The organism is Pseudomonas lactucae, assembly GCF_036688725.1.
Lineage (GTDB): Bacteria > Pseudomonadota > Gammaproteobacteria > Pseudomonadales > Pseudomonadaceae > Aquipseudomonas > Aquipseudomonas lactucae.
On the sequence record NZ_JAQQPT010000025.1, the window covers coordinates 23551 to 45828 of the forward strand.

General features: G+C 60.9%; 24 protein-coding genes and 1 pseudogene. 16 read left to right on the forward strand and 9 right to left on the reverse strand.

The window, feature by feature from the left end; translation table 11 throughout:
- Positions 1-29: 29 nt before the first annotated feature.
- Complete coding sequence (locus V6M90_RS25010) at positions 30-905, reverse strand: LysR family transcriptional regulator (RefSeq protein ID WP_003176076.1); 876 nt, start codon at positions 903-905, stop codon at positions 30-32.
- Between the two features lie 114 nt (positions 906-1019).
- On the opposite strand from V6M90_RS25010, the gene V6M90_RS25015 reads away from it, so the two are divergent.
- From V6M90_RS25015 to catA, 3 genes are read left to right on the forward strand one after another with little or no spacing between them, the layout of a single operon-like run.
- The gene (locus V6M90_RS25015) at positions 1020-2147 is read left to right on the forward strand and encodes a muconate cycloisomerase family protein (RefSeq protein ID WP_078826032.1); all 1128 of its coding nucleotides are present in this window, start codon (positions 1020-1022) and stop codon (positions 2145-2147) included.
- 12 nt (positions 2148-2159) lie between these two features.
- On the forward strand, positions 2160-2450 hold the full coding sequence (catC, locus tag V6M90_RS25020) for a muconolactone Delta-isomerase (RefSeq protein WP_003176074.1): 291 nt from the start codon (positions 2160-2162) through the stop codon (positions 2448-2450).
- Between the two features lie 41 nt (positions 2451-2491).
- Positions 2492-3421 (forward strand): catechol 1,2-dioxygenase, encoded by a 930-nt coding sequence (gene catA / locus V6M90_RS25025; protein ID WP_003176073.1) that lies wholly within the window; start codon positions 2492-2494, stop codon positions 3419-3421.
- Positions 3422-3483: 62 nt separating this feature from the next.
- Here catA and V6M90_RS25030 read toward each other — a convergent pair whose 3' ends face one another.
- Positions 3484-3957 carry an Lrp/AsnC family transcriptional regulator gene (locus V6M90_RS25030; protein WP_003176072.1) on the reverse strand — a complete coding sequence of 158 codons (474 nt, stop codon included), beginning with the start codon at positions 3955-3957 and terminating at the stop codon, positions 3484-3486.
- A gap of 144 nt (positions 3958-4101) precedes the next feature.
- Here V6M90_RS25030 and kynU point away from each other — a divergent pair, with 144 nt between their 5' ends.
- Together kynU and V6M90_RS25040 are read left to right on the forward strand one after the other, a co-directional pair.
- Complete coding sequence (kynU, locus tag V6M90_RS25035; protein WP_003176070.1) at positions 4102-5352, forward strand: kynureninase; 1251 nt, start codon at positions 4102-4104, stop codon at positions 5350-5352.
- 82 nt (positions 5353-5434) lie between these two features.
- The gene (locus V6M90_RS25040; RefSeq protein ID WP_003176068.1) at positions 5435-6841 is read left to right on the forward strand and encodes an amino acid permease; all 1407 of its coding nucleotides are present in this window, start codon (positions 5435-5437) and stop codon (positions 6839-6841) included.
- On the opposite strand, the gene V6M90_RS25045 is transcribed toward V6M90_RS25040, so the two are convergent.
- Positions 6787-7683 (reverse strand): LysR family transcriptional regulator, encoded by an 897-nt coding sequence (locus tag V6M90_RS25045; protein ID WP_332847292.1) that lies wholly within the window; start codon positions 7681-7683, stop codon positions 6787-6789. The genes V6M90_RS25040 and V6M90_RS25045 overlap by 55 nt on opposite strands.
- 121 nt (positions 7684-7804) lie before the next feature.
- Here V6M90_RS25045 and V6M90_RS25050 point away from each other — a divergent pair, with 121 nt between their 5' ends.
- From V6M90_RS25050 to V6M90_RS25065, 4 genes are all read left to right on the forward strand, one after another.
- Positions 7805-8569: a sulfite exporter TauE/SafE family protein gene (locus tag V6M90_RS25050; RefSeq protein WP_332847293.1), complete on the forward strand. Its 765-nt coding sequence runs from the start codon at positions 7805-7807 to the stop codon at positions 8567-8569.
- Positions 8570-8687: 118 nt separating this feature from the next.
- A complete protein-coding gene (locus V6M90_RS25055; RefSeq protein WP_003176065.1) occupies positions 8688-9278 on the forward strand; it encodes an NAD(P)H-dependent oxidoreductase in 591 nt (196 codons plus the stop codon).
- Between the two features lie 30 nt (positions 9279-9308).
- Entirely contained in the window at positions 9309-10205 is an 897-nt protein-coding gene (locus V6M90_RS25060; RefSeq protein ID WP_332847294.1) for a LysR family transcriptional regulator, read from the forward strand.
- 117 nt (positions 10206-10322) lie between these two features.
- Entirely contained in the window at positions 10323-11768 is a 1446-nt protein-coding gene (locus V6M90_RS25065) for a SulP family inorganic anion transporter (protein ID WP_003176063.1), read from the forward strand.
- Between the two features lie 4 nt (positions 11769-11772).
- Here V6M90_RS25065 and V6M90_RS25070 read toward each other — a convergent pair whose 3' ends face one another.
- Positions 11773-12153 (reverse strand): lysozyme inhibitor LprI family protein, encoded by a 381-nt coding sequence (locus tag V6M90_RS25070; protein WP_003176062.1) that lies wholly within the window; start codon positions 12151-12153, stop codon positions 11773-11775.
- 249 nt (positions 12154-12402) lie between these two features.
- Between V6M90_RS25070 and V6M90_RS25075 the strand changes: the two genes are divergently transcribed.
- The 4 genes from V6M90_RS25075 to V6M90_RS25090 are packed head-to-tail and all read left to right on the forward strand — an operon-like array spanning position 12403 to position 16488.
- Positions 12403-13752: a GntT/GntP/DsdX family permease gene (locus tag V6M90_RS25075; protein ID WP_078734633.1), complete on the forward strand. Its 1350-nt coding sequence runs from the start codon at positions 12403-12405 to the stop codon at positions 13750-13752.
- Between the two features lie 12 nt (positions 13753-13764).
- Complete coding sequence (locus tag V6M90_RS25080; protein WP_003176059.1) at positions 13765-14625, forward strand: MurR/RpiR family transcriptional regulator; 861 nt, start codon at positions 13765-13767, stop codon at positions 14623-14625.
- Position 14626: 1 nt separating this feature from the next.
- Positions 14627-16090, forward strand: a complete 1464-nt coding sequence (locus V6M90_RS25085; protein ID WP_332847295.1) for an N-acyl-D-amino-acid deacylase family protein — start codon at positions 14627-14629, stop codon at positions 16088-16090.
- 29 nt (positions 16091-16119) lie between these two features.
- The gene (locus tag V6M90_RS25090) at positions 16120-16488 is read left to right on the forward strand and encodes a glyoxalase superfamily protein (protein ID WP_042945279.1); all 369 of its coding nucleotides are present in this window, start codon (positions 16120-16122) and stop codon (positions 16486-16488) included.
- A 192-nt stretch (positions 16489-16680) separates the two neighbouring features.
- Here the strand turns inward: V6M90_RS25090 and V6M90_RS30275 are convergent, their stop codons facing one another.
- Both V6M90_RS30275 and V6M90_RS30280 read right to left on the reverse strand, forming a co-directional pair.
- Entirely contained in the window at positions 16681-17544 is an 864-nt protein-coding gene (locus tag V6M90_RS30275) for a methyl-accepting chemotaxis protein (protein WP_408637336.1), read from the reverse strand.
- A pseudogene (locus V6M90_RS30280) lies at positions 17536-18600 on the reverse strand (methyl-accepting chemotaxis protein); the annotation flags it as partial. The pseudogene V6M90_RS30280 and the gene V6M90_RS30275, both read right to left, overlap by 9 nt.
- Positions 18601-18871: 271 nt before the next feature.
- On the opposite strand from V6M90_RS30280, the gene V6M90_RS25100 reads away from it, so the two are divergent.
- Complete coding sequence (locus V6M90_RS25100) at positions 18872-19489, forward strand: FKBP-type peptidyl-prolyl cis-trans isomerase (protein WP_003176055.1); 618 nt, start codon at positions 18872-18874, stop codon at positions 19487-19489.
- Positions 19490-19548: 59 nt separating this feature from the next.
- On the opposite strand, the gene V6M90_RS25105 is transcribed toward V6M90_RS25100, so the two are convergent.
- The 3 genes from V6M90_RS25105 to V6M90_RS25115 all read right to left on the reverse strand — a co-directional run bounded on the left by V6M90_RS25105 (position 19549) and on the right by V6M90_RS25115 (position 21405).
- Positions 19549-19806, reverse strand: coding sequence for a PA4570 family protein (locus V6M90_RS25105; RefSeq protein WP_003176054.1), 258 nt, complete (start codon positions 19804-19806; stop codon positions 19549-19551).
- 159 nt (positions 19807-19965) lie between these two features.
- Positions 19966-20307, reverse strand: coding sequence for a zinc ribbon domain-containing protein YjdM (locus V6M90_RS25110; RefSeq protein WP_042945274.1), 342 nt, complete (start codon positions 20305-20307; stop codon positions 19966-19968).
- A gap of 129 nt (positions 20308-20436) precedes the next feature.
- The gene (locus tag V6M90_RS25115) at positions 20437-21405 is read right to left on the reverse strand and encodes a polyprenyl synthetase family protein (RefSeq protein ID WP_003176052.1); all 969 of its coding nucleotides are present in this window, start codon (positions 21403-21405) and stop codon (positions 20437-20439) included.
- A gap of 239 nt (positions 21406-21644) precedes the next feature.
- On the opposite strand from V6M90_RS25115, the gene rplU reads away from it, so the two are divergent.
- Together rplU and rpmA are read left to right on the forward strand one after the other, a co-directional pair.
- Positions 21645-21959, forward strand: a complete 315-nt coding sequence (gene rplU / locus V6M90_RS25120) for a 50S ribosomal protein L21 (protein WP_003176051.1) — start codon at positions 21645-21647, stop codon at positions 21957-21959.
- Positions 21960-21993: 34 nt separating this feature from the next.
- The gene (gene rpmA / locus V6M90_RS25125; RefSeq protein ID WP_003176049.1) at positions 21994-22251 is read left to right on the forward strand and encodes a 50S ribosomal protein L27; all 258 of its coding nucleotides are present in this window, start codon (positions 21994-21996) and stop codon (positions 22249-22251) included.
- Positions 22252-22278 lie beyond the last annotated feature (27 nt).

Here is a 22278-nt window from a genome sequence, read left to right on the forward strand (position 1 = left end):
CGCAGGGTATTTGTGGTGTTTGGACGACCTTAGATCAGTTCTTCAACCAACTGCAAACAATGCCTCAATCCCGGCGACTGATCATTCACCCGTCGACTCAAAATAATCGGCGAAGTCGCCGTGGCCTCCACCACCGGCGTGTAGCCGATATCCGCCCGATGCAGCACCTGCACCGACGCCGGTACCAGCGTCACGCCCATGCCTGCACCGACCAGGCCGATCGCGGTCTGCAGTTCGTTGGTCCATTGCGCGACCTTGAGGCTCAAACCGTGGGCATCGAACAGTGCGATCACATGGTCGGCATAACTGGGGCGCGGGTTGCCGGGGTACAGCACAAACGGCTCGGCGGCCAATTGGGCGAGGGTGGCGGGCGCGGCGAGCAACGGATGACCGGCTGGCAGCACCGCCACCAGACGATCCTCCACCAGCACGCGCTGGACGATGGCCGGGTCGTCGATGCGAATTCGTCCGAAACCCACATCGATACGCCCGGCCTTGAGCGCTTCGACCTGCTGCAGCGTGGTCATCTCCGACAGCCCCAATTCCAGCTCCAGCGCCTCATGGGTACGCAGCCGTCGAATCAGCTCCGGCAACACGCCATACAGGGTCGACGGCGCAAAACCGATGCCCAGCCAGGTTTTTTCACCTTGGCCGATGCGTCGCGTGCTGTCGCAGACCTTGTTCAACTGTTCGAGCAACACATTGGCGTGTTCGTAGAAAAACCGTCCGGCCTCGGTCAGCCGCAACGGCCTGCCGCGCTCCAGCAGGATCACCCCCAGTTCCTCTTCCAATTGCTGGATCTGCCGGCTCAGTGGCGGCTGGGCGATGTGCAGGCGTTCGGCGGCGCGGGTGAAGTTGAGGGTTTCGCCCAGCACTTGGAAGTAGCGCAGGTGACGCAGTTCCATGACGGCTCCTTCTATACCTTTAGGGTATTGCTCAAGACTAATTCTATATTGGAAGCCCGCAAAGATGCAGCACAGAATCAGCCAAGACCTATAAAGAACCCAGCGGGTATTGCCATGCCGATTTGCGCCATCGAGTCGATCGAGACGATTATCGTCGACCTCCCCACCATCCGCCCGCACAAGCTGGCGATGCATACCCTGCAAAACCAGACCCTGGTGATCATCCGCGTGCGCTGCGCCGACGGTATCGAAGGCATCGGCGAGTCCACCACCATTGGCGGTCTGAGCTACGGCAACGAAAGCCCCGACAGCATCAAGATCAACATCGACCGCCACTTCGCGCCGCTGTTGATCGGCCAGGACGCCAGCAATATCAACGCCGCCATGCTGCGCCTGGAGCGCAGTATCCGCGGCAATACCTTTGCCAAGTCCGGCGTGGAAAGCGCCTTGCTCGATGCGTTGGGCAAACGCCTGAATCTTCCCGTGAGCGAACTGCTCGGCGGCCGTGTGCGTGACGCCTTGCCGGTGGCCTGGACCCTGGCCAGCGGCAACACCGAGCAAGACATCGCCGAAGCCGAGAAGATGCTCGACCTGCGCCGCCATCGCATCTTCAAGTTGAAGATCGGTGCCGGTGAAGTGAGCCGCGACCTGGCCCACGTGATTGCGATCAAAAAGGCCCTGGGTGAGCGTGCCAGTGTGCGCGTCGACGTCAACCAGGCCTGGGACGAAGCCGTGGCGCTGCGGGCCTGCAAGGTCTTGGGCGATAACGGTATCGACCTGATCGAGCAGCCGATCTCGCGTAACAACCGTGGCGGCATGGCGCGGCTGAACCTGTCGAGCCCGGTGCCGATCATGGCCGATGAATCCATCGAGTGTGTCGAAGATGCCTTCAACCTGGCCCGTGAAGGTGCTGCGTCGGTGTTTGCGCTCAAGATCGCCAAGAACGGTGGCCCGCGTGCGGTGTTGCGCACGGCGGCGATTGCCGAGGCGGCCGGTATCGGTTTGTACGGTGGCACCATGCTCGAAGGCGGCATCGGCACCCTGGCCTCGGCTCACGCCTTCCTGACCCTGAACAAACTGGCCTGGGACACCGAGCTGTTCGGCCCGCTGCTGCTCACCGAAGACATCCTCAGCGAGCCGCTGGTGTATCGCGACTTCCAGCTGCATGTCTCCACCGCGCCAGGCCTGGGCCTGGCCATCGATGAAGAGCGCCTGGCGTTCTTCCGTCGTGATAAACACTAAGAGGCGCCCGCCATGTTGTTCCACGTAAAAATGACCGTGAACCTGCCCGTCGACATGAACCCCGAGCGCGCCGCCCGCCTCAAGGCCGACGAAAAAGCCCTTGCGCAGCAGTTGCAACAAGCGGGCAAATGGCGCCACCTGTGGCGTATCGCCGGGCTCTACGCCAACTACAGCGTGTTCGATGTCGACAGCGTGCAAGAGCTGCACGACCTGCTGATGCAACTGCCGCTCTACCCCTACATGGCCATCGAAGTGAACGCCCTGTGCCGGCACCCTTCGTCGATCCATGAGGACGACCGTTAAGCCTGTCCTACACCTGATAATTACAAGATGAGGAGTGCACCATGTCCATCCGACTGTCCCAGACTGCCCACGCCCAACAGTTTCTCGAAGAAGCCAGCGGCAACCTGAATGACGGCGGTAACCCGCGCACCAAAGCGCTGGTCTACCGCATTCTGCGCGACACCGTGAACATCATCGAAGACTTGGACGTGACCCCGGAAGAGTTCTGGAAGGCGGTCAACTACCTCAACGAACTGGGCAAGAACCAGGAGGCCGGGCTGCTGGCCGCCGGGCTGGGTCTGGAGCACTACCTGGACATGTTGATGGATGCCGCCGACGAAGAAGCCGGTAAATCCGGCGGTACTCCGCGCACCATCGAAGGCCCGTTGTATGTGGCCGGTGCGCCGCTCTCCCACTACGAAGCGCGCCTGGATGACGGGACGGATGCAGCGGTGCCGCTGTTCATGCGCGGCCAGGTGCGCGACACCGATGGTAAACCGCTGGCCGGGGCGATTGTGGATGTGTGGCAGGCCAACACCGGCGGTACGTATTCCTGGTTTGACAGCAGCCAATCGGAGTTCAATCTGCGCCGCCGCATCGAGACCGATGCCCAGGGCAACTACCGGTTTCGCAGCATCGTGCCGTCGGGCTACGGCTGCCCGCCGACCGGTCCGACCCAACAGTTGCTCGATCAACTGGGGCGCCATGGGCAACGGCCGGCGCATATCCACTTCTTCATCTCGGCACCGGGATATCGTCACCTGACCACCCAGATCAACCTGTCCGACGACCCGTACCTGCATGATGATTTTGCGTACGCGACACGTGACGAATTGATCGCCGAAATCCGCTTCAGTGACGATCAACAGCTGGCGCGGGAATTTGGGGTGCAAGGGCGCTTTGCGCAGATAGATTTTGACTTTGAGTTGCAGGTGGCTGACGCTCCGCTGGAACAGAAACGCATGCAGCGAGTGCGTGCCCTGGAGGACTGATCAACGCAGTCAAAATGTGGGAGGGGCATGCCCCCTCCCACATTTGATCTTTGTTGTAGTCGCTATTTGCGAACGACCAGATCCAGCACCTCATCCCGATCCTTGATCTTCTGCAACACAATCTCCGACCGTATATCCATCACCCCCGCCGTGCGGTTCAGGTGGTTCACGATAAAGTCCGAAAAGTGCTTGAGGTTCCTCGCCTGCACCCGCAGCACATAGTTGCTGGCACCGGTGATCACGTAGGCGCTGGCCACCTCCGGCCAGCCCTGGACCTTCTTGATGAACGTCTCATGCCAATCCTCGACATCCTGGCGCAACGACAGGTGCACGATGGCCTCCAGCTCGATGCCCAGTTGCTCGGCGTTCAATACCGCGCGGTAGCCGCTGATGATTCCCTCGCTCTCCAGCAGGCGCAAACGGCGCAGGCAGGCGGACGGGGACAGTGCGACTTTTTCCGCCAGTTCCTGGTTGCTGATACGGCCATCCTGTTGCAGGAAATGCAGGAGGCGCAGGTCGGTGGCGTCGAGAATCATGATTAGAATAAATCCGCGTGTTCTGAAGGTAAATTCGAATTTCCTACAGCTTAATTAGCCTGTTACCCACCACTTTGCACGAAAATTCTGTAAATCTTCGTTCATTATTTGGTCCATCTTCACTGATAAACACCAGGACCCGCCATGACCTTCCGAAGCCATTGCCAAACCCTCGATGCCCAGGACCCGCTGGCGCCTCTGCGCGATCAGTTCGCGCTGCCTGTGGGCGTGATCTACCTCGACGGTAACTCCCTCGGCGCGCGGCCCGTGGCATCGTTGGCGCGGGCGCAACAGGTGATTGCCGAGGAATGGGGCAATGGCTTGATTCGCAGTTGGAACAGCGCCGGCTGGGCGGATTTGTCGCTGCGCCTGGGCGATCGCCTGGCACCGCTGATCGGCGCAGGCGAAGGCGAAGTGGCGATCACCGATACCACCTCTATCAACTTGTTCAAAGTGCTCAGTGCCGCATTGACCGTGCAGCACCAACGCGAACCCGCGCGCAAGATAATCGTCAGCGAAGCGAGCAACTTTCCTACCGACCTGTACATCGCCGAAGGCCTGGCCGACTTGCTGCAGCAGGGCTATTCCCTGCGCCTGGTGAACAGTCCGGACGAACTGCCCCAGGCTATCGACGACGACGTGGCGGTGGTGATGCTCACCCACGTCAACTACAAGTCTGGCTATATGTACGACATGCAGGCGCTCACCGCCCTGAGCCACGAGTGCGGCGCGCTGAGCATCTGGGACCTGGCGCACTCGGCCGGCGCGGTGCCCATCGACCTGCACGCCGCCGGGGCGGATTACGCGATTGGCTGTACCTACAAATACCTCAACGGCGGGCCCGGTTCCCAGGCGTTCGTGTGGGTTAACCCGGCGCTGGTGGACGTGGTCCGCCAGCCGCTGTCGGGCTGGTTCGGGCACACCCGGCAGTTCGCCATGGAGTCCAACTATGCACCGAGCGCCGGCATCGCCCGCTACCTGTGCGGCACCCAACCGATCACCTCGCTGGCCATGGTGGAAAGCGGCCTGGAAATTTTTGAACAGACCGACATGGGCAGCTTGCGCAGCAAATCTCTGGCGCTGACGGATATGTTTATCGAGCGGGTTGAAGCCCGCTGCGCCGCCCACGGTTTGAAACTGATTACCCCGCGTGAACACGCTCGGCGCGGCAGTCATGTGAGCTTTGAGCATCCTGAAGGTTACGCGGTGATCCAGGCGTTGATCGCCCGAGGCGTGATCGGCGATTACCGTGAGCCGCGCATCATGCGGTTCGGTTTTACGCCGTTGTACACGAGCTTCACCGAAGTGTGGGACGCGGTGGAAATCCTCGGTGAAATCCTCGATGAGAACACCTGGGACCAGCCGCAGTTCAAGGTCCGCCACAGCGTCACCTGAATAAAACACCGATCAAAATGTGGGAGGGGATCTGCGACAACAGCAAAAACAGTGCAATCACAATAATAAGGGGCACACCAACGTGACTACGCCAGACCAAGGCTTTGCAGAAATCACCCACCGCGAACTGGGCCTGCGGCGCCAGCTCACCTCCGGCCAGATGAGCATGATCGCCATCGGTGGCGCCATTGGCACCGGGCTGTTCATGGGCAGCGCCTATGCCATCGGTTATGCCGGGCCCAGTGTACTGGTGAGCTATGCCATCGGCGCGTTGATCACCTTGCTGCTGATGGGCTGCCTGGCGGAGATGACGGTGGCGCATTCCACCTCGGGGTCGTTTGGCGCCTACGCCGAGTACTACATCAGCCCGCTGGCCGGGTTTCTGGTGCGTTATGCGTATTGGGCGGCGATTGTGCTGGCGGTCGGCGCCGAGGTCACGGCGGTGGCGATGTACATGAAGTACTGGTTCGCCAACGTGCCGGAGTGGGTATGGATCGTGTCGTTTTCCAGTGTGCTGATTGTGCTCAACGCCATCAGCGTGAAGACCTTCGGCAACTTCGAATACTGGTTTTCCACGATCAAGATCAGTGCCATCGTCGGCTTCATCATCCTGGCGGTGTATGTGGTGTTCGGTTCCGGCAATCCGGAATACGGCGTGCATAACTACACGGCCCACGACGGCTTTTTCCCACACGGGTTGAGCGGCATGTGGATCGCGGTGATCGTGTCGATCTTCAGTTACCTGAGCGTGGAAATGATCGCCGTGGCCGCCGGTGAGGCCGCCGACCCGGAGCAGGCGGTGAAAAAAGCCTTTCGCGCGACCATCGTGCGCCTGGTGGTGTTTTACCTGCTGACCCTGGCGCTGATGCTGGCCATCGTGCCGTGGAACCAGGCCGGGCAGACCCAGAGCCCGTTCGTCACGGTGATGCAGACCATCGGCATCCCGGGCGCTACCGGGGTGATGAACTTCGTGATCCTGATCGCCGCGTTGTCGGCGATGAACAGTCAGCTCTACATCACCACGCGCATGATGTTCAGCCTGTCCCGCGCGGGCTTTGCGCCCAAGTCCATGGGCGCCCTGAGCAAGAGCGGCATCCCGCTGAACGCGTTGCTGTTGTCCAGCTCGGGCATCGCGCTGGCGACCTTGCTCAACGTGGTGTACCCGGAAAGTTCGTTCACCCTGATGATGGCGATCTCGATGTTCGGCGCGATCTTCACCTGGTTCATGATCTTTCTGACGCACTTGTTTTTCCGCCGTTATCGCAAGCGCCATGGCGGGCCGAAATTGTCGTTCCAACTGCGCTTGTTTCCCTACAGCACGCTGCTGGGCCTGGTGCTGATGGGCGCGGTGATGATCACCACCTACTTCACCGAGGCGTTCAAGATGACATTGGTCTTCGGCGTGCCGTTCCTGCTGTTTCTGAGCGCGGTGTACTACGGGTTTTTCCGCAAGGGCAGGGCCAAGGCGTCGAACAAGGCTTTGGCGTAACCCGGCAACTGCTCGAACGAACGCGCGCACAGTAACAACTGGCGGCAGGCCCAGTCTTCTCGCAGAGGCTGGGCCTTGAAGTGGCGCGGCAACGGCCAGCGCTCCAGCGCCGCCTGGGGCACGATGCCCAGGCCGGCCCCTCGGGCGACCATGCGAATCACACCATCAAAGCTGTCGGCGCGGATGCGCGTCTGCAAGCGAAAGCCTGCGTGTAATGCCTGCTCCTCAAGGTATACCGCCAGCGCGCTATGAGCCGTCAGGCCGACGTAATCGTGTTGCAGACTGTCGATAAAACTTACCGTTTCATTCGCCAGCGGATGCTCCAGCGGCAGGATCAGCACCAGCGGGTCGTCGCGAAAGGGCAGGGTCTGCAAGCCGTGGGTGTCGACGGCGCCGGAAATAATCCCCAGGTCTGCCGTGCCCTGGCGCAACGCCTGGGTGATGCGCAGGCTGGGCCACTCCTGCAGATCGATCTCAAGGTTGGGTTGTTCGCGCAGAAAATCCGCCAATGGTTCTGGCAGATATTCACTCAGCGCCGTGCTGTTGCACAGCAGGCGCACCTGGCCTTTGATGCCCTTGGCGTACTCGGCCAGGTCCTGTTGCAGATGGTCGGCCTGTTGCAGCAGCAGGCGGGCGTGGCGAGCCAGTGCCTTGCCGGCGGGGGTTGGGGTGACGCCACGGCGGCCGCGCTCAAGCAGCTCGATGCCCAGCGAGGCTTCCATGGCACGAATGCGCGCACTGGCCGCGGCCAGGGATAAATGGCTGCGGCCGGCGCCGGCGGTGATGTTGCCGGTGTCGAGGGTGTGCAGGTAGAGGCGCAGGTCGATCAGGTCAAAGTGCATGGCTGGAGTTCTCGAGTGGCTTCACTGGCGCCCGATTAGGCCCTCAGCCTCACACAAAACAAGAGGCTGCCTCAGTATATGGTGAATTTCCAGCTTCGCTCCAAGCCCGCACAATCACCCAATGAATACCTTCCTAACCTTCTACCAAAACCTCGGCCCGACCCTGACCCTGCTGGTGATCGCCACCTTCCTGCTGGCCGGCGCCGTCAAGGGTGTGATCGGCATGGGCTTGCCTACTGTGGCGATGGGCCTGCTCGGCCTGGCTATGTTGCCGGCGCAGGCTGCGGCGTTGCTGATCATTCCTTCAACGGTGACGAACCTGTGGCAATTGGCGTTCGGCGGCCACCTGAGTGCCTTGCTCAAGCGCCTGTGGCCGATGTTGTTGCTGATTTTCCTCGGCACCGGGCTTGGCACGGTGTGGCTGGGCATGGATGGCGGGCGTTGGGTGGTGCGCGCCTTGGGCGGCGCGTTGCTGGTGTACGCGTTGAGTGGATTGTTCATGCCCACCTTCAAGGTAAAAACCTCCACTGAACGCTGGTTTGGACCGGTGTGTGGGCTGATCACCGGCCTGATCACCTCGGCCACTGGCGTGTTCGTGATTCCTGCGGTGCCGTACCTGCAAGCGCTGGGTTTGAATCGCGATCAACTGGTACAGGCGCTGGGGTTGTCGTTCACGGTGTCGACGCTCGCCTTGGCCACCGGATTGGCCTGGCGGGGTACGTTGGGCGGTGGTGAAGTCACTGCTTCATTGCTGGCGCTGGTGCCGGCGTTGCTGGGTATGTGGCTCGGCCAGGCGCTGCGCCAGCGCATCAGTGCCGTGCTGTTCAAGCGGATATTTTTCATCGGCATGGCGCTGTTGGGCGTGCATCTGCTGATCAGTGGTTAACAATGTGCTCGGTATTCGTGCTTTTTGCTCAAAGGTATTTTGCTGCGCGGATGCTTATTTCGAGGGGCTGAGGTCGATAGTCTGCATCCAGACATTTCAACCTTCTGGATGCCCTCTTATGAAAAAAGTACTCCTGCTCAACGGCGGTAAAAAATTCGCCCACTCCGATGGCCGCTACAACAACACCCTGCATGACACCGCTTTGGCCGTGCTGGACCGTGGCGGCATCGACGTCAAGGTCACGCATATCGACCAGGGCTACGACGTGGCCGAAGAGGTCGCCAAATTCCTCTGGGCCGACGTGATCATCTACCAGATGCCCGGCTGGTGGATGGGCGCGCCGTGGATCGTCAAGAAGTACATCGACGAAGTCTTCACCGAAGGTCATGGCAGCCTGTACGCCAGCGACGGTCGTACCCGCTCCGATGCCTCGCAGAAATATGGCAGCGGCGGCCTGATCCAGGGCAAGCAGTACATGCTGTCGCTGACCTGGAACGCGCCACGGCAAGCCTTCGACGACCCGAGCGATTTCTTCGAGGCCAAGGGGGTGGACGCGGTGTACTTTCCGTTCCACAAGGCCAATCAGTTCCTCGGCATGACCGGCCTGCCGACCTTCCTCTGTGTGGACGTGATGAAAAGCCCGGCGATCGAGGCTGACGTGGCGCGTTACGAGCAACATCTGGCGCAGGTCTTCAACCTCTCGGTGTAAGCTGCGCGGAACCGATTGCGAGGACCGCCTGTGAAAGCCCGATCCGATGAGTTACAGATCTTCGTCAGCGTCATCGAGTGCGGCTCGATTTCGGCCGCGGCGGATCAGGTCGGGCAGACGCCGTCGGCGGTCAGCCGCACCTTGTCGCGCCTGGAGGCCAAGCTCGACACCACGCTGATCAACCGCACCACGCGGCGCATGGACCTGACCGAGGAGGGCAAGTACTTCTTCGAGCAGGCCAAGCTGATCCTGGCGCAGATGGATGAGCTGGAAGAGCGCTTGTCATCGCGCCAGAAGAACCCCGCCGGGCGGTTGCGCATCAACGCTGCGGTGCCGTTCATGCTGCATGGGATCGTGCCGTACATCGCGGAGTTTCGCAGCCTCTATCCGGATATCCAGTTGGAGCTCAATAGCGATGACCTGATCATCGACTTGCTGGAGCAGAGCACCGACATCGCGATCCGTATCGGCGCCCTGGCGGATTCCACCCTGCACGCGCGTTCACTGGGCTGCACCCCGCTGCATATCCTCGCCAGCCCCGATTACCTCAAGCAGTACGGCGCGCCGCAGACCGTCGCCGACCTGGCGAAGCACACCTTGCTTGGCTTCACCCAGACCGAAACCCTCAACCACTGGCCGCTGCGCCATGTGGAGGGCGACCGTTGGCTGATCGAGCCGGGTATTGCCGCGTCCAGCGGCGAAACCCTGCGCCAGTTGGCACTGCAAGGGCAGGGTATTTGTTGCCTGTCGAACTTCATGACCAGCGCCGATATCGACGCCGGGCGCCTGGTGCCGGTGCTGGAAACGTTCAACAGTGGTTATCGCCAGCCGATCCATGCGGTGTTCTATCGCAATTCGCAGTTGGCGTTGCGCATCCAGTGTTTCCTGGATTTTATCCAGGCCAAGCTGGCGCGGTATGCGTGCTGAATGGGTGGGGCTCGCGAAGAGGGCGATCCGGTTTAACTGTCGTTACACATTACTGGCCCCACCGAGCGCAATTTCGTACCATTCCCCGCCTAATCCCCCGCAATGCCCTGGTACCTCATGAATCTCTCCCGTCTGCGCGCCGATGCCCTGGCCGGCCTCACCACGTCTTTCGCGCTGCTGCCCGAGTGCATCGCCTTTGCCTTGGTCGCCCATCTCAACCCGCTGATGGGCCTGTATGGCGCCTTTATCATCTGCACCCTCACTGCGTTGTTCGGTGGTCGTCCGGGCATGGTCTCGGGGGCGGCGGGATCGATGGCGGTGGTGATCGTCGCGCTGGTGGTGCAGCACGGCGTGGAGTACCTGCTGGCAACGGTGTTGTTGGGCGGGCTGATCATGATGACGTTCGGCCTGTTGCGCCTTGGCAAGCTGGTGCGCATGGTGCCGCACCCGGTGATGCTGGGGTTCGTCAACGGCCTGGCGATCATCATCGCGTTGGCGCAGCTGGAGCATTTCAAGAACGCTGAACAGTGGCTCAGCGGCGCGCCGTTGTATGTGATGAGCGGGTTGGTCGCGGCGACCATGGCCATCGTCTACCTGCTGCCGCGCATCACCCGCGCGGTGCCACCGGCCCTGGTGGCGATCCTCGGCGTGGGCCTGGCGGTGTACCTGCTAGGCTTGCCCACCCGCACCCTCGGCGACATGGCGCACATTGCCGGCGGCCTGCCGAGCTTCGCGTTGCCGCAGATCCCCTGGACCCTGGAAACCCTGGGCATCATTGCGCCTTATGCGTTCCTGATGGCGATGGTCGGCCTGCTGGAAACCCTGCTGACCCTCAACCTCACCGACGAAATCACCGAGACCCGTGGCTACCCCGACCGCGAAAGCGTGGCCCTGGGCGCGGCGAATATGGTCTCGGGCCTGTTCGGCGGCATGGGCGGTTGCGCGATGATCGGGCAAACCGTGATCAACCTCAGTTCCGGCGGGCGCGGGCGTTTCTCCGGGGTGTTTGCCGGGGTGATGATCCTGCTGTTCATCCTGTTTCTATCGCCGCTGATCGAGCGTATTCCGCTGGCGGCGCTGGTGGGGGTGATGTTCGTGGTGTCCCAGCAGACCTTCGCTTGGGCTTCATTGCGGGTGATCAACAAGGTGCCGGTCAATGACGTGCTGGTGATTATCGCGGTGACGGTGATCACGGTGTTCACTGACCTGGCCACCGCGGTACTGTGCGGGATCGTGATCGCAGCGCTGAATTTTGCCTGGCAGCAGGCCCGTGAGTTGTATGCCGATGAACACCTGGAGGCCGATGGCAGCAAGCTCTATCGCCTGCACGGCACCTTGTTCTTTGCCTCGACCACGCCGTTTTTGAACCAGTTCGACCCGGCCAATGACCCGGCCGAGGTGACGCTGGATTGCCGCCATCTGAGCTTCGTCGACTACTCGGCCATTGCCGCGCTGATGACCCTGCGCGAGCGTTACACCAAGGCCGGCAAGCACCTGCGCGTGCTGCATTTGTCGGAGCGCTGCCGGAAGCTGCTCAAGCGCGCTCGTGTGCATCACGAATAAGTGATCAAGGCCCGACCAGGTCTTCCAGTTCCTGGGCTCGCGCCTGGGTCATATCGAGTACGCAGCCGGTGCCATTGACTTGGTCGATGGTGCCGCCGGTGGCCGAGCCGATAAATTGGCAATTGGCATCGCGGTACTTTATCCACAGGCGCTGCACGTCTTGCAGCTGCTGCTTGCGATTGCCTTCCTGAGCCGCGAGGGCCGTCTGGTAGGCCTTGTTCAGGCGCGTGTCCTGCACCTTGGTTTCCTTGATGTTGCAAGTGACCATGTCGGCGGTGGTGTCGGCGCCATCCATGCACTTTTTCAACGCCGGGTTCTCGGCGGCGGCAGCGGTGCCGCACAGGGCGAGCAGCAAGACGCTGACGGCGAATGTCGTACGAATCATGTCCGTTTTTCCTGGGCAATCAAGGGATGTGAATTTTAAGACTCAAGCGCGTCCGTTGAGTTTCCGACCTTTCTGATCTTCATGTAAGAACCCCCCTCGAATTTTCATACACAGGTGTTGGGCATATCCCGACGCGACAACCCTTATCCGTGGGCGAAAATTACTTTCATAAAAATTGAAAACGCTCCTTGGTAATGATTTATGAGTTTCACAACCAATTCGACGTGACCCTTTTCCGAGGAGTACCGCATGGCCGCATCACCGGGCTTCGGGCTATTGGCATACGCTGCCATCGCCATCATTGCTTTGATCGTGCTGATCGCACGTTACCGGCTCAACCCGTTTATCGTCATCACCCTGGTGTCCATCGGCCTGGCGCTGATGGCCGGGATGCCGGCGGACACCATCATGGGGTCCTATGAAGCCGGCGTCGGCAAGACCCTGGGGCATATCGCACTGGTGGTGGCGCTGGGCACCATGCTCGGCAAGATGATGGCCGAGTCCGGCGGGGCCGAGCAGGTGGCGCGCACGTTGATCAACCGGTTTGGCGAGCGCAATGCCCACTGGGCCATGGTGTGCATCGCGTTCCTGGTGGGGCTGCCGCTGTTTTTCGAAGTAGGATTTGTGTTGCTGGTGCCGATCGCCTTTACCGTGGCACGGCGTGTGGGGGTGTCGATCCTGATGGTCGGCTTGCCGATGGTCGCAGGCTTGTCGGTGGTGCATGCGCTGGTGCCGCCGCACCCGGCGGCGATGATGGCGGTGCTGGCGTATAACGCGTCAGTGGGGCAGACGGTGCTCTATGCGATCCTCATCGGTATCCCGACGGCGATCATCGCCGGCCCGGTGTACGCCAAATTCATTGTGCCGCGTATTCACCTGCCGGCGGAAAACCCGCTGGAACGCCAGTTCATCGAGCGCGAACCCCGTGAGCGTTTGCCGAGCTTTGCACTGACCATGGGCACCATCCTGTTGCCGGTGGTGCTGATGATGATCGGCGGTTGGGCCAACGTGATTTCCACTCCGGGTACGGGCTTCAACCAGTTCCTGCTGTTTATCGGCAACTCGGTGATCGCGCTGCTGGTGGCGACCCTGGTGAGTTTCTGGACCCTGGGCCTGGCGCAGGGCTTCAACCGCGAGTCGATCCTCAGGTTCACCAATGAATGCCTGGCGCCGACCGCGAGCATCACCTTGCTGGTGGGCGCGGGTGGCGGGTTGAACCGGATATTGGTGGACGCTGGCGTTACCAATGAAATTCTCGGCCTAGCCCATGCCTTCCACTTGTCGCCGCTGGTGATGGGCTGGCTGTTCGCGGCGTTGATGCGGATTGCGACGGGCTCAGCCACGGTAGCCATGACTACGGCTTCGGGCGTGGTAGCCCCGGTCGCCCTGGGCCTGGGTTATCCACATCCGGAATTGCTGGTGTTGGCCACCGGCGCGGGCTCGGTGATTTTTTCCCACGTCAATGACGGCGGCTTCTGGCTGATCAAGGAATACTTCAATATGACGGTGATCCAGACCTTCAAGACCTGGACCGTATTGGAGACCCTGATTTCGGTGGTGGCCTTCGCTCTGACCTACGGTCTGTCCTGCCTTCTGTAACCCGGAGCCCCCATGGACATCCTCTACCAGATCCGCGCCCGCCAGGCGTCCTTCAGCGCCGGCGAAGGGCGCATCGCCCAGCTTATGCTCGATGATGTGGGCTTTGCCGCATCGGCCAGCCTGGAGGAATTGTCCCAACGGGCCGAAGTCAGCACGGCGACCTTGTCGCGCTTTGCCCGCAGCGTCGGTTGCCGCGACCTGCGTGATTTGCGCCTGCAACTGGCCCAGGCCAGTGGTGTCGGCAGCCGCTTCCTCGACCCTGCCGGGCTACCCGAACAATCGGCCTTTCACCGGCAGATTCTCGGTGATATCGAGGCGACGTTGCGTCAGCATTTGTCGGGATTCAGCCAGGCAAGTTTTGTCGATGCGGTCAGCCTGTTGGGCAAGGCGCGGATGATCCATGCCTTCGGCATGGGCGGCCCATCGAGCCTGTGCAGCGATGAATTGCAGGTGCGCCTGGTGCGCCTGGGCTACCCGATTGCCGCCTGCCATGACCCGGTGATGATGCGCGTCACCGCCGCCACTTTGGGCCCGGACCACGCGTTGATCGTATGCTCGCTCACCGGCCTCACCCCGGAGTTGCTGGCGGTGACGGAGCTGGCGCGCAACTACGACACGCGCATCATCGCCATCACCCTGACCGATTCGCCTCTGGCGCAATTGGCCGATGTGCTGCTGCCGCTGCAGCCGGCCGAAACCAGTTTTATCTACAAGCCCACGGCGGCGCGCTACGGCATGCTGCTGGCCATTGACCTGCTCGCCACCGAGCTGGCGTTGGCCCTGCCGGACGACAACCAGGAACGCCTGCGCCGGATCAAGCTGGCCCTGGACGATTATCGCGGCGGCCCCGATAGCCTGCCGCTTGGAGACTGATATGAAGTACGACACGCTGATTCGTCAGGCGCTGGTGATTGATGGCAGCAACACGCCGGGGTACGTCGCCGATGTGGGACTGCGCGAGGGCCGTATCGAGGCGATTGGCGACTTGTCCACAGCCGTGGCCGAGCAGGTCATCGACGCCCGGGGCCGCGTGTTGGCGCCGGGCTTTATCGACGTGCACACCCACGACGATACTGTGGTGATCCGTTATCCGCAGATGCTGCCCAAGCTCAGTCAGGGTGTGACTACGGTAATCGTCGGCAATTGCGGCATCAGCGCGTCGCCGGTCAGCCTGCGCAACGATCCGCCGGACCCGATGAACCTGCTGGGCACGCGCGAGGCGTTTATATATCCGCGTTTCAGCGATTACCGCATCGCCGTCGAACACGCCCTCCCGGCCGTCAATGTCGCGGCGCTGATCGGCCACACGGCGCTGCGCAGCAACCAGATGGACGACCTGCATCGTACGGCCACCCCGAATGAAATCGCCGCCATGCGTGTGCAGTTGCAAGAGAGCCTTGAAGCCGGCGCGCTCGGTTTATCCACAGGCCTGGCTTATGCCAGTGCGTTTAATGCCGAGACCGATGAAGTGCTGCAACTCAGTGAGGCGCTGACCGCATACGGCGCGGTGTACACCACCCATCTGCGCAGCGAATTCGAACCGGTGCTGGAGGCAATGGACGAGGCGTTTCTGATCGGCCGGCATGCCAGGGCGCCGGTGATTATTTCCCACCTCAAGTGTGCCGGTGCGGGGAACTGGGGACGTAGTCCGCAGCTGCTGGCGGCGCTGGAAAATGCCGCGAAAACCCATCCTGTGGGCTGCGATTGTTATCCCTATGCGGCCAGCTCATCGACTCTGGACCTCAAGCAAGTGACCGATGCGTTTCGCATCACCATCACCTGGTCCACACCGCACCCTGACATGGGCGGGCGTGATCTGCAGGATATCGCTGCCGAGTGGGATGTTTCGCTGATGGACGCCGCGCGTCGCCTGCAACCGGCGGGCGCGGTGTATTACGGCATGGACGAGGCGGATGTGCGACGCATCCTGGCGCATCCATTGTCGATGGTGGGCTCCGATGGCTTACCGGAAGATCCGTTTCCGCACCCACGGTTGTGGGGCGCGTTTCCACGAGTGTTGGGGCATTTCAGCCGGGATGTCGGGTTGTTCCCGCTGCACACGGCAGTGCACAAGATGACCGGCTTGTCGGCGGCGCGTTTCGGTCTGTCGCAACGCGGAGAAATTCGTGAAGGGCATTGGGCGGACCTGGTGTTGTTCGATCCTTTGCGGGTGCGGGACGTGGCGGATTTCAAAACGCCGCAACGCGCGGCAGAAGGCATCGATGGGGTATGGGTCAATGGCGTGTTGAGCTACAGCGACGGGCAGGCGAATGGCGAGCGGGCGGGGCGGTTTCTGCAACGCAGTGGGGATTTGCGGGGTGGATTTTCGCCTTTATAGTGGGCGATCTCATACACGGAGCGGTCGCCATGCACTTAGGAAAAGTCACCCCCATCCTGCGAATATTCGACGAGGCCAAGGCGCTGGAATTCTACGTCGACTTCCTCGGGTTCAAGGTCGATTGGCAGCATCGATTCGAAGCGAATTTCCCGCTGTATCTGCAAGTGTCGTTGGGCGAGTGCGTGCTGCATTTGTCCGAACACCATGGCGATGCCTCACCCGGCGCGGCGGTGCGGATTCAAGCGCAGGGCGTGGACGCGTACCAGCGGCAATTGCAGGGCAAGGATTACCGTTACGCCAAGCCTGAGGTTGAGCAAACGCCTTGGGGCTCGCGGGAGATGAGCATCAAGGACCCGTTTGGGAACCGGGTGGTGTTTGTCGAGGAAGGCGAGGGCTGAGAGGTAAATCGCAGGCAATAAAAAACCGCCTTGGCAGATAATACCAGGCGGTTAAGGGCGAGCACTGTACCTGTGGCGAGGGAGCTTGCTCCCGTTGGGCCGCGAAGCGGCCCCGCTCTTTGTTTTATAAAGAAGGGACTGCTGCGCAGTCCAACGGGAGCAAGCTCCCTCGCCACGGTGATTTTGCCGGTTTTAAACGCGGAAATGACTAACCATCTGCTGCAACTGGCTACCCAAACGCGCCAGTTCCACACTCGACTTGGCCGTCTCTTCACTGGCGGTGGCGGTCTGCTCCGACACATCACGCACATTCACAATGCTGCGGCTGATCTCTTCAGCCACCGCGCTTTGCTGTTCGGCTGCAGCGGCGATCTGCTGGTTCATCGACTGGATGTTCGACACCGTACGGGTGATGTTTTCCAGGGATACGCCGGCCTTGCGTGTCAGCTCGACGCTGCTGTCGGTGAGGCTGCGGCTGTTGTTCATCACGTTGGCCACTTGCTGGGTGCCGTTCTGCAAGCCGGCGACCAGGCCTTCGATTTCTTCGGTGGATTTCTGCGTGCGCTGGGCCAGGCCACGCACTTCGTCGGCCACCACGGCAAACCCGCGGCCGGCTTCACCGGCACGTGCCGCTTCAATCGCCGCGTTGAGCGCCAGCAGGTTGGTCTGTTCGGCCACGGCCTTGATCACGTCCATCACGCTGCCGATCTTGTTGCTCTCTTGTTGCAGATGGCTCATGGCGTCGGTGGAACGCGCCACTTCAGCGGCCAGGCGTTCGATCTGGGCGATGGCCTCAGCCACCACTTTGTCGCCTGCGCGGGCCTGGCCATCGGCATCCGCCGCCGCCAGCGAAGCCTGTTCGGCGTTGCGCGCCACTTCCTGGACGGTGGCGGTCATTTCGTGCATCGCGGTGGCGACTTGATCGGTCTCGATCTTCTGGCTGTTCACCCCGGCGCTGGTTTGCTCGGTTACGGCCGACAGTTCTTCGGCGGCGCTGGCGATCTGGGTCACGCCGTCACGAATCCCACTGATCAGTTCGCGCAAGGTGCTGCCCATGCGCTGGATGCCTTGTTGCAGCACGCCCAGTTCATCACGGCGGGTGACCTGGATGTTGTGGCTCAGGTCGCCCGAGGCAATACGCTCGACCACGGCCAGGGTGTCTTGCAATGGACGGGTGATCTGGCGAGTGATCACCAGCGCGGCGATGATGCCGACCAGCAGTGCCAGCAGGGTGCTGATCAATTGCAGGCTACGGGCCTGGGCGCTTTCGGCGTCGCGGCGGTTGAGCTGGATCTCGTAGAGCTTGTCGCTGATGGTGACGATATCCGCGCCCTGGGTGGTCATTTCCGCACGAGCGGCGACGATGTTGGCGTTGGCCACCTTGTAGTTCTGCACGGCGGTGCGGTACGCGCTCAGGGCGGTTTCCAGCGCGCTCAACGCGCTTTGCTGGCTGGCGCCGAAGGCGGCACTGAGGTCTTTCAAGCCACTGATGGTTTTTTCAATTTGCGCGGCGGCGCGGGCTTCGGTGTCCGGGTTGACGTTACCGGTGTAGCCGCGCACTTCGTAGCGGGCCGACAGAAACTCGAACTTGGCATTGGTCACGGCCTGGAACTGAGCGAAGCGCTCGGGGCTCTCGGGCATCCGTTGCACCGTCGCATCCAGCGCGTTGATCTGCGCGTTGGCGATGTCGGCCTTGTCGCCCATCACCTGGCGCGAGGCGTTGCCGTTACGGTAAGCCTCGCGCATTTTGTTCAGTGATTGCTGGTAAGCGGTGATGACCGCTTTCTGCTCGTTGAGCAGCTTGACGTTTTCCGGGCTCTTGAAACTGTCGAGCAGTTTCTGTTGTTGGGCCGCGAAGGCGTCCAGGCTGCTCTGTACGTTCTGCGCCACGGCTTCATCGCCGTTGGCCAGCATGTACTGCAGGCGCACGATCCGCAGTTTGGTCAGCGAGGCGTTGAGCTGGGTGATGTCGCTCATCCAGTTGCTGCGGTCGATCAGGCTGCCCAGGCTGGTCCAGCCGGTGAGAGCCAGGATCGAGGTGAGGACAAGTACCAGGCCAAAGCCCAGGCCCAGTTTGAGGTTGACGCTGATGTTACCGAACCAGCTGTTCATCTAATGCTCCACAAGAATGATGTCTGTTTGCTGGGCGGTATTGTTTTTTGAGCCAGCCAAGGTGTAGGCCGTTATCGGCGGCCGGGTGTGAATCTGAAGGGCTTAATTTGGGGGGGCGACAAAGGGTCATCATCGCGGTGCGGCGATGGCGACCCGGATGGATTACAGCGTTGCAGGGGCTCATCACGACCCGGTCTTGTGTGCTAGTCTGCGGGCCCTTTTAGTTTTGGACGGCGCGGTTAATCGCGTTGTCCTGCAGCGGAGCCTCTTCATGTCCGAAGTTAATCTGTCCACCGACGAAACCCGCGTCAGCTACGGTATCGGCCGTCAGTTGGGCGACCAACTGCGCGACAACCCACCACCGGGCGTGAGCCTGGACGCGATCCTGGCCGGCCTGACCGACGCATTCGCAGGCAAGCCAAGCCGTGTTGACCAAGAGCAAATGGCCGCCAGTTTCAAGGTCATCCGCGAAATCATGCAAGCCGAAGCGGCTGCCAAGGCTGAAGCGGCCGCAGGCGCCGGCCTGGCGTTCCTGGCTGAAAACGCCAAGCGTGATGGCATCACCACCCTGGCTTCCGGCCTGCAGTTTGAAGTGCTGACCGCCGGTGACGGCGCCAAGCCGACCCGTGAAGACCAGGTGCGCACCCACTACCACGGCACTCTGATTGACGGCACTGTGTTCGACAGTTCCTACGAGCGTGGCCAGCCTGCAGAATTCCCGGTGGGCGGCGTGATCGCCGGCTGGACCGAAGCCCTGCAACTGATGAATGCCGGCAGCAAATGGCGCCTGTACGTGCCGAGCGAATTGGCCTACGGCGCTCAAGGCGTTGGCAGCATCCCGCCGCACAGCGTTCTGGTATTCGACGTCGAACTGCTCGACGTTCTGTAAGACCTGCTGTTACCTGTAGGAACGAGCTTGCTCGTTCCTACAGTGTTTTGCCGGTGTACTCATGGATGGAACTTGCCATTGAGCTCCGTCGCCGGGCGCAACGCCCGGGCATAGCAGAACAGGAACAGATTACGCACCACTTCCTTCAGCACACCGGGTTCGCTTGAACTCAGGCCATTGACGTCCAGGTCGCCTTGGTCCTGTAGTTCAGTCAGCGCTTCTTCTTCCAGCACCGCACAGACTTCACCGGTTTCCCGATGCAGGATTCGTAGGTAAGGATGGGGGCGGTCCAGCCAGGCATCGATCAAATAAGTCATGGTCGTTCTCCTTGATGAGTTTCAATGAGAATAATTCTTATTCGTGGAATAGCAAGTGCCTATTGGCGGTTTCTGGTTTTTTCTGTGTGGGTATTGAGAAAGGTCAACGGGGAGGGCAAAGCGCCATCCCGCGGCGGGCGCGGGATGGAAACAGCAGGTTCAGACTTTGCGCACGAATTCGGACTTGAGCTTCATCGGGCCGATACCGTCGATTTTGCAATCGATGTCATGGTCACCGTCGCACAGGCGGATGTTCTTGACCTTGGTGCCGACTTTTACCACCAGGGAAGTGCCCTTGACCTTGAGGTCCTTGATCACGGTGATGGTATCGCCGTCCTGCAGGACGTTGCCCACAGAGTCTTTCTTCACGGTTTCATCGCCGGCCACTTCGGCCTCGCCACTGGCGGACCACTCATGGGCGCATTCCGGGCAGATCAGTTGGGCGCCGTCTTCGTAGGTGAATTCGGAATTGCATTTCGGGCAGGGTGGCAACGTGCTCACTAAAGCTCCTCGGGAGTCAGGGATGGCTAAAAGTCGCACATTATATAAGGTTTTTGGCTCGGGGGCGCCCTGGAATTGGCAATACAACCTAAATGTGGAGGGGCGGCGCCCCTCCCACATGCAAGTATTTTAGTGCGTACGCGCGACCGCGAACTCACTCAGCTCAACCAGGGCGTCCCGGTATTCGCTGGCCGGCAGGGCTTCCAGGCATTTGATTGCACGGGCCACATAGTCACGCGCCAGTTGCGCGGTGTAGTCCAGCGAACCCGAAGCTTCCACGGCAGCGCGGATGCTTTCCAGGTCCTCGATGCCGCCTTTCTGGATCGCCTTGCGCACCAGGGCGGCCTGTTCCGGCGTACCTTCGCGCATGGTGTAGATCAGCGGCAAGGTCGGTTTGCCCTCGGCCAGGTCGTCACCGACGTTCTTGCCCAGGGTTTCGGCGTCGCCGCGGTAGTCCAGCAGGTCGTCCACCAGCTGGAACGCCACGCCCAGGTGATCACCAAAGGTGCGCAGCGCTTCGGCCTGTTCGGCGCTGGCGCCACACAACGCGGCGGCGCTATGGGTCGAGGCTTCGAAGAGCATCGCGGTCTTGCCGCGAATCACTTCCATATAGGTTTCTTCGGTAGTGCTGGCGTCACGCACCTTCGACAGTTGCAACACTTCGCCTTCGGCGATGATGCGCGTGGCCTGTGAAAGGATCTTCATCACCGGCATCGAGCCCAGCTCGACCATCATTTCGAACGAGCGCGAATACAGGAAGTCGCCCACCAGCACGCTCGGGGCGTTGCCCCACATGGCATTGGCGGTTTCACGGCCACGGCGCATGCCGGACATGTCGACCACGTCGTCATGCAGCAGGGTGGCGGTGTGCAGGAACTCGATGGTAGCGGCGAGCAGGCGCAGGTCATCGCCTTCGCGGCCCAGGGCCTTGCCACACAGCAACACTAATAAAGGACGCAGGCGCTTACCGCCCGCCGACGTAATGTAGTCGCCAATTTTGGAGACCAGCGGCACTTTAGACGTCAGCTGCTGCTTGATGATGCCGTCGACGGCGCTAAAATCGTCCGCGACCGCGCGGTAGAAAGCTTGGGGTTGCATCAGCGACAGTCGCTCCAGAAGGGTTGCGCGGCATGCTAGGACCCTGACCCCGCAGTGTCAAGGCGCGATAGACGGCCCCTTGCAAGCCTTCCACAGCTTGCGTACAATCGCGCACCCTGAACTTCCTGGGCAGCACCTGCCTTACGCAATTGCATTCGGGACGTCCATCCCATGCAGCCATGCCAGCCAATACCTCTTCTTATAAAGCGCTGGGTGAGCAGGATTATCGGAGAAATACCATGTCGTACGCAGTAATTGTTACTGGTGGCAAGCAATACAAGGTCGCCCCAGGTGAATACCTGAAGATCGAAAAACTGGAAATCGCTACCGGCGAATCCGTTACTTTTGATCGCGTTCTGTTGGTCGCCAATGGCGATGACGTGAACATCGGCGCTCCAGTTGTTGCTGGCGCTACCGTTGTGGCTGAAGTGATCTCCCAAGGTCGTCACGATAAAGTCCGCATCATCAAGTTCCGTCGTCGTAAGCACCACATGAAGCGTATGGGCCACCGCCAGTGGTACACCGAGATCAAAATCACCGGTATTCAGGCTTAATTTCAGCCTAATTCCTCACTAGGAGAATTGACTCATGGCACACAAAAAAGCTGGTGGTAGTACCCGTAACGGTCGCGACTCAGAAGCCAAACGCCTTGGCGTTAAGATGTATGGCGGCCAGAAAATCATTCCGGGCAACATCATCGTGCGTCAGCGCGGCACCCAATTCCACGCCGGTTACGGTGTTGGCATGGGTAAAGATCACACCCTCTTCGCGAAAATCGAAGGCGTGATCAAGTTTGAAGTAAAAGGCGCGTTCAACCGCCGTTACGTGAGCGTTGTCGCAGCTTAATTGCGAGATCGCTGGAAAAGCCCTGTC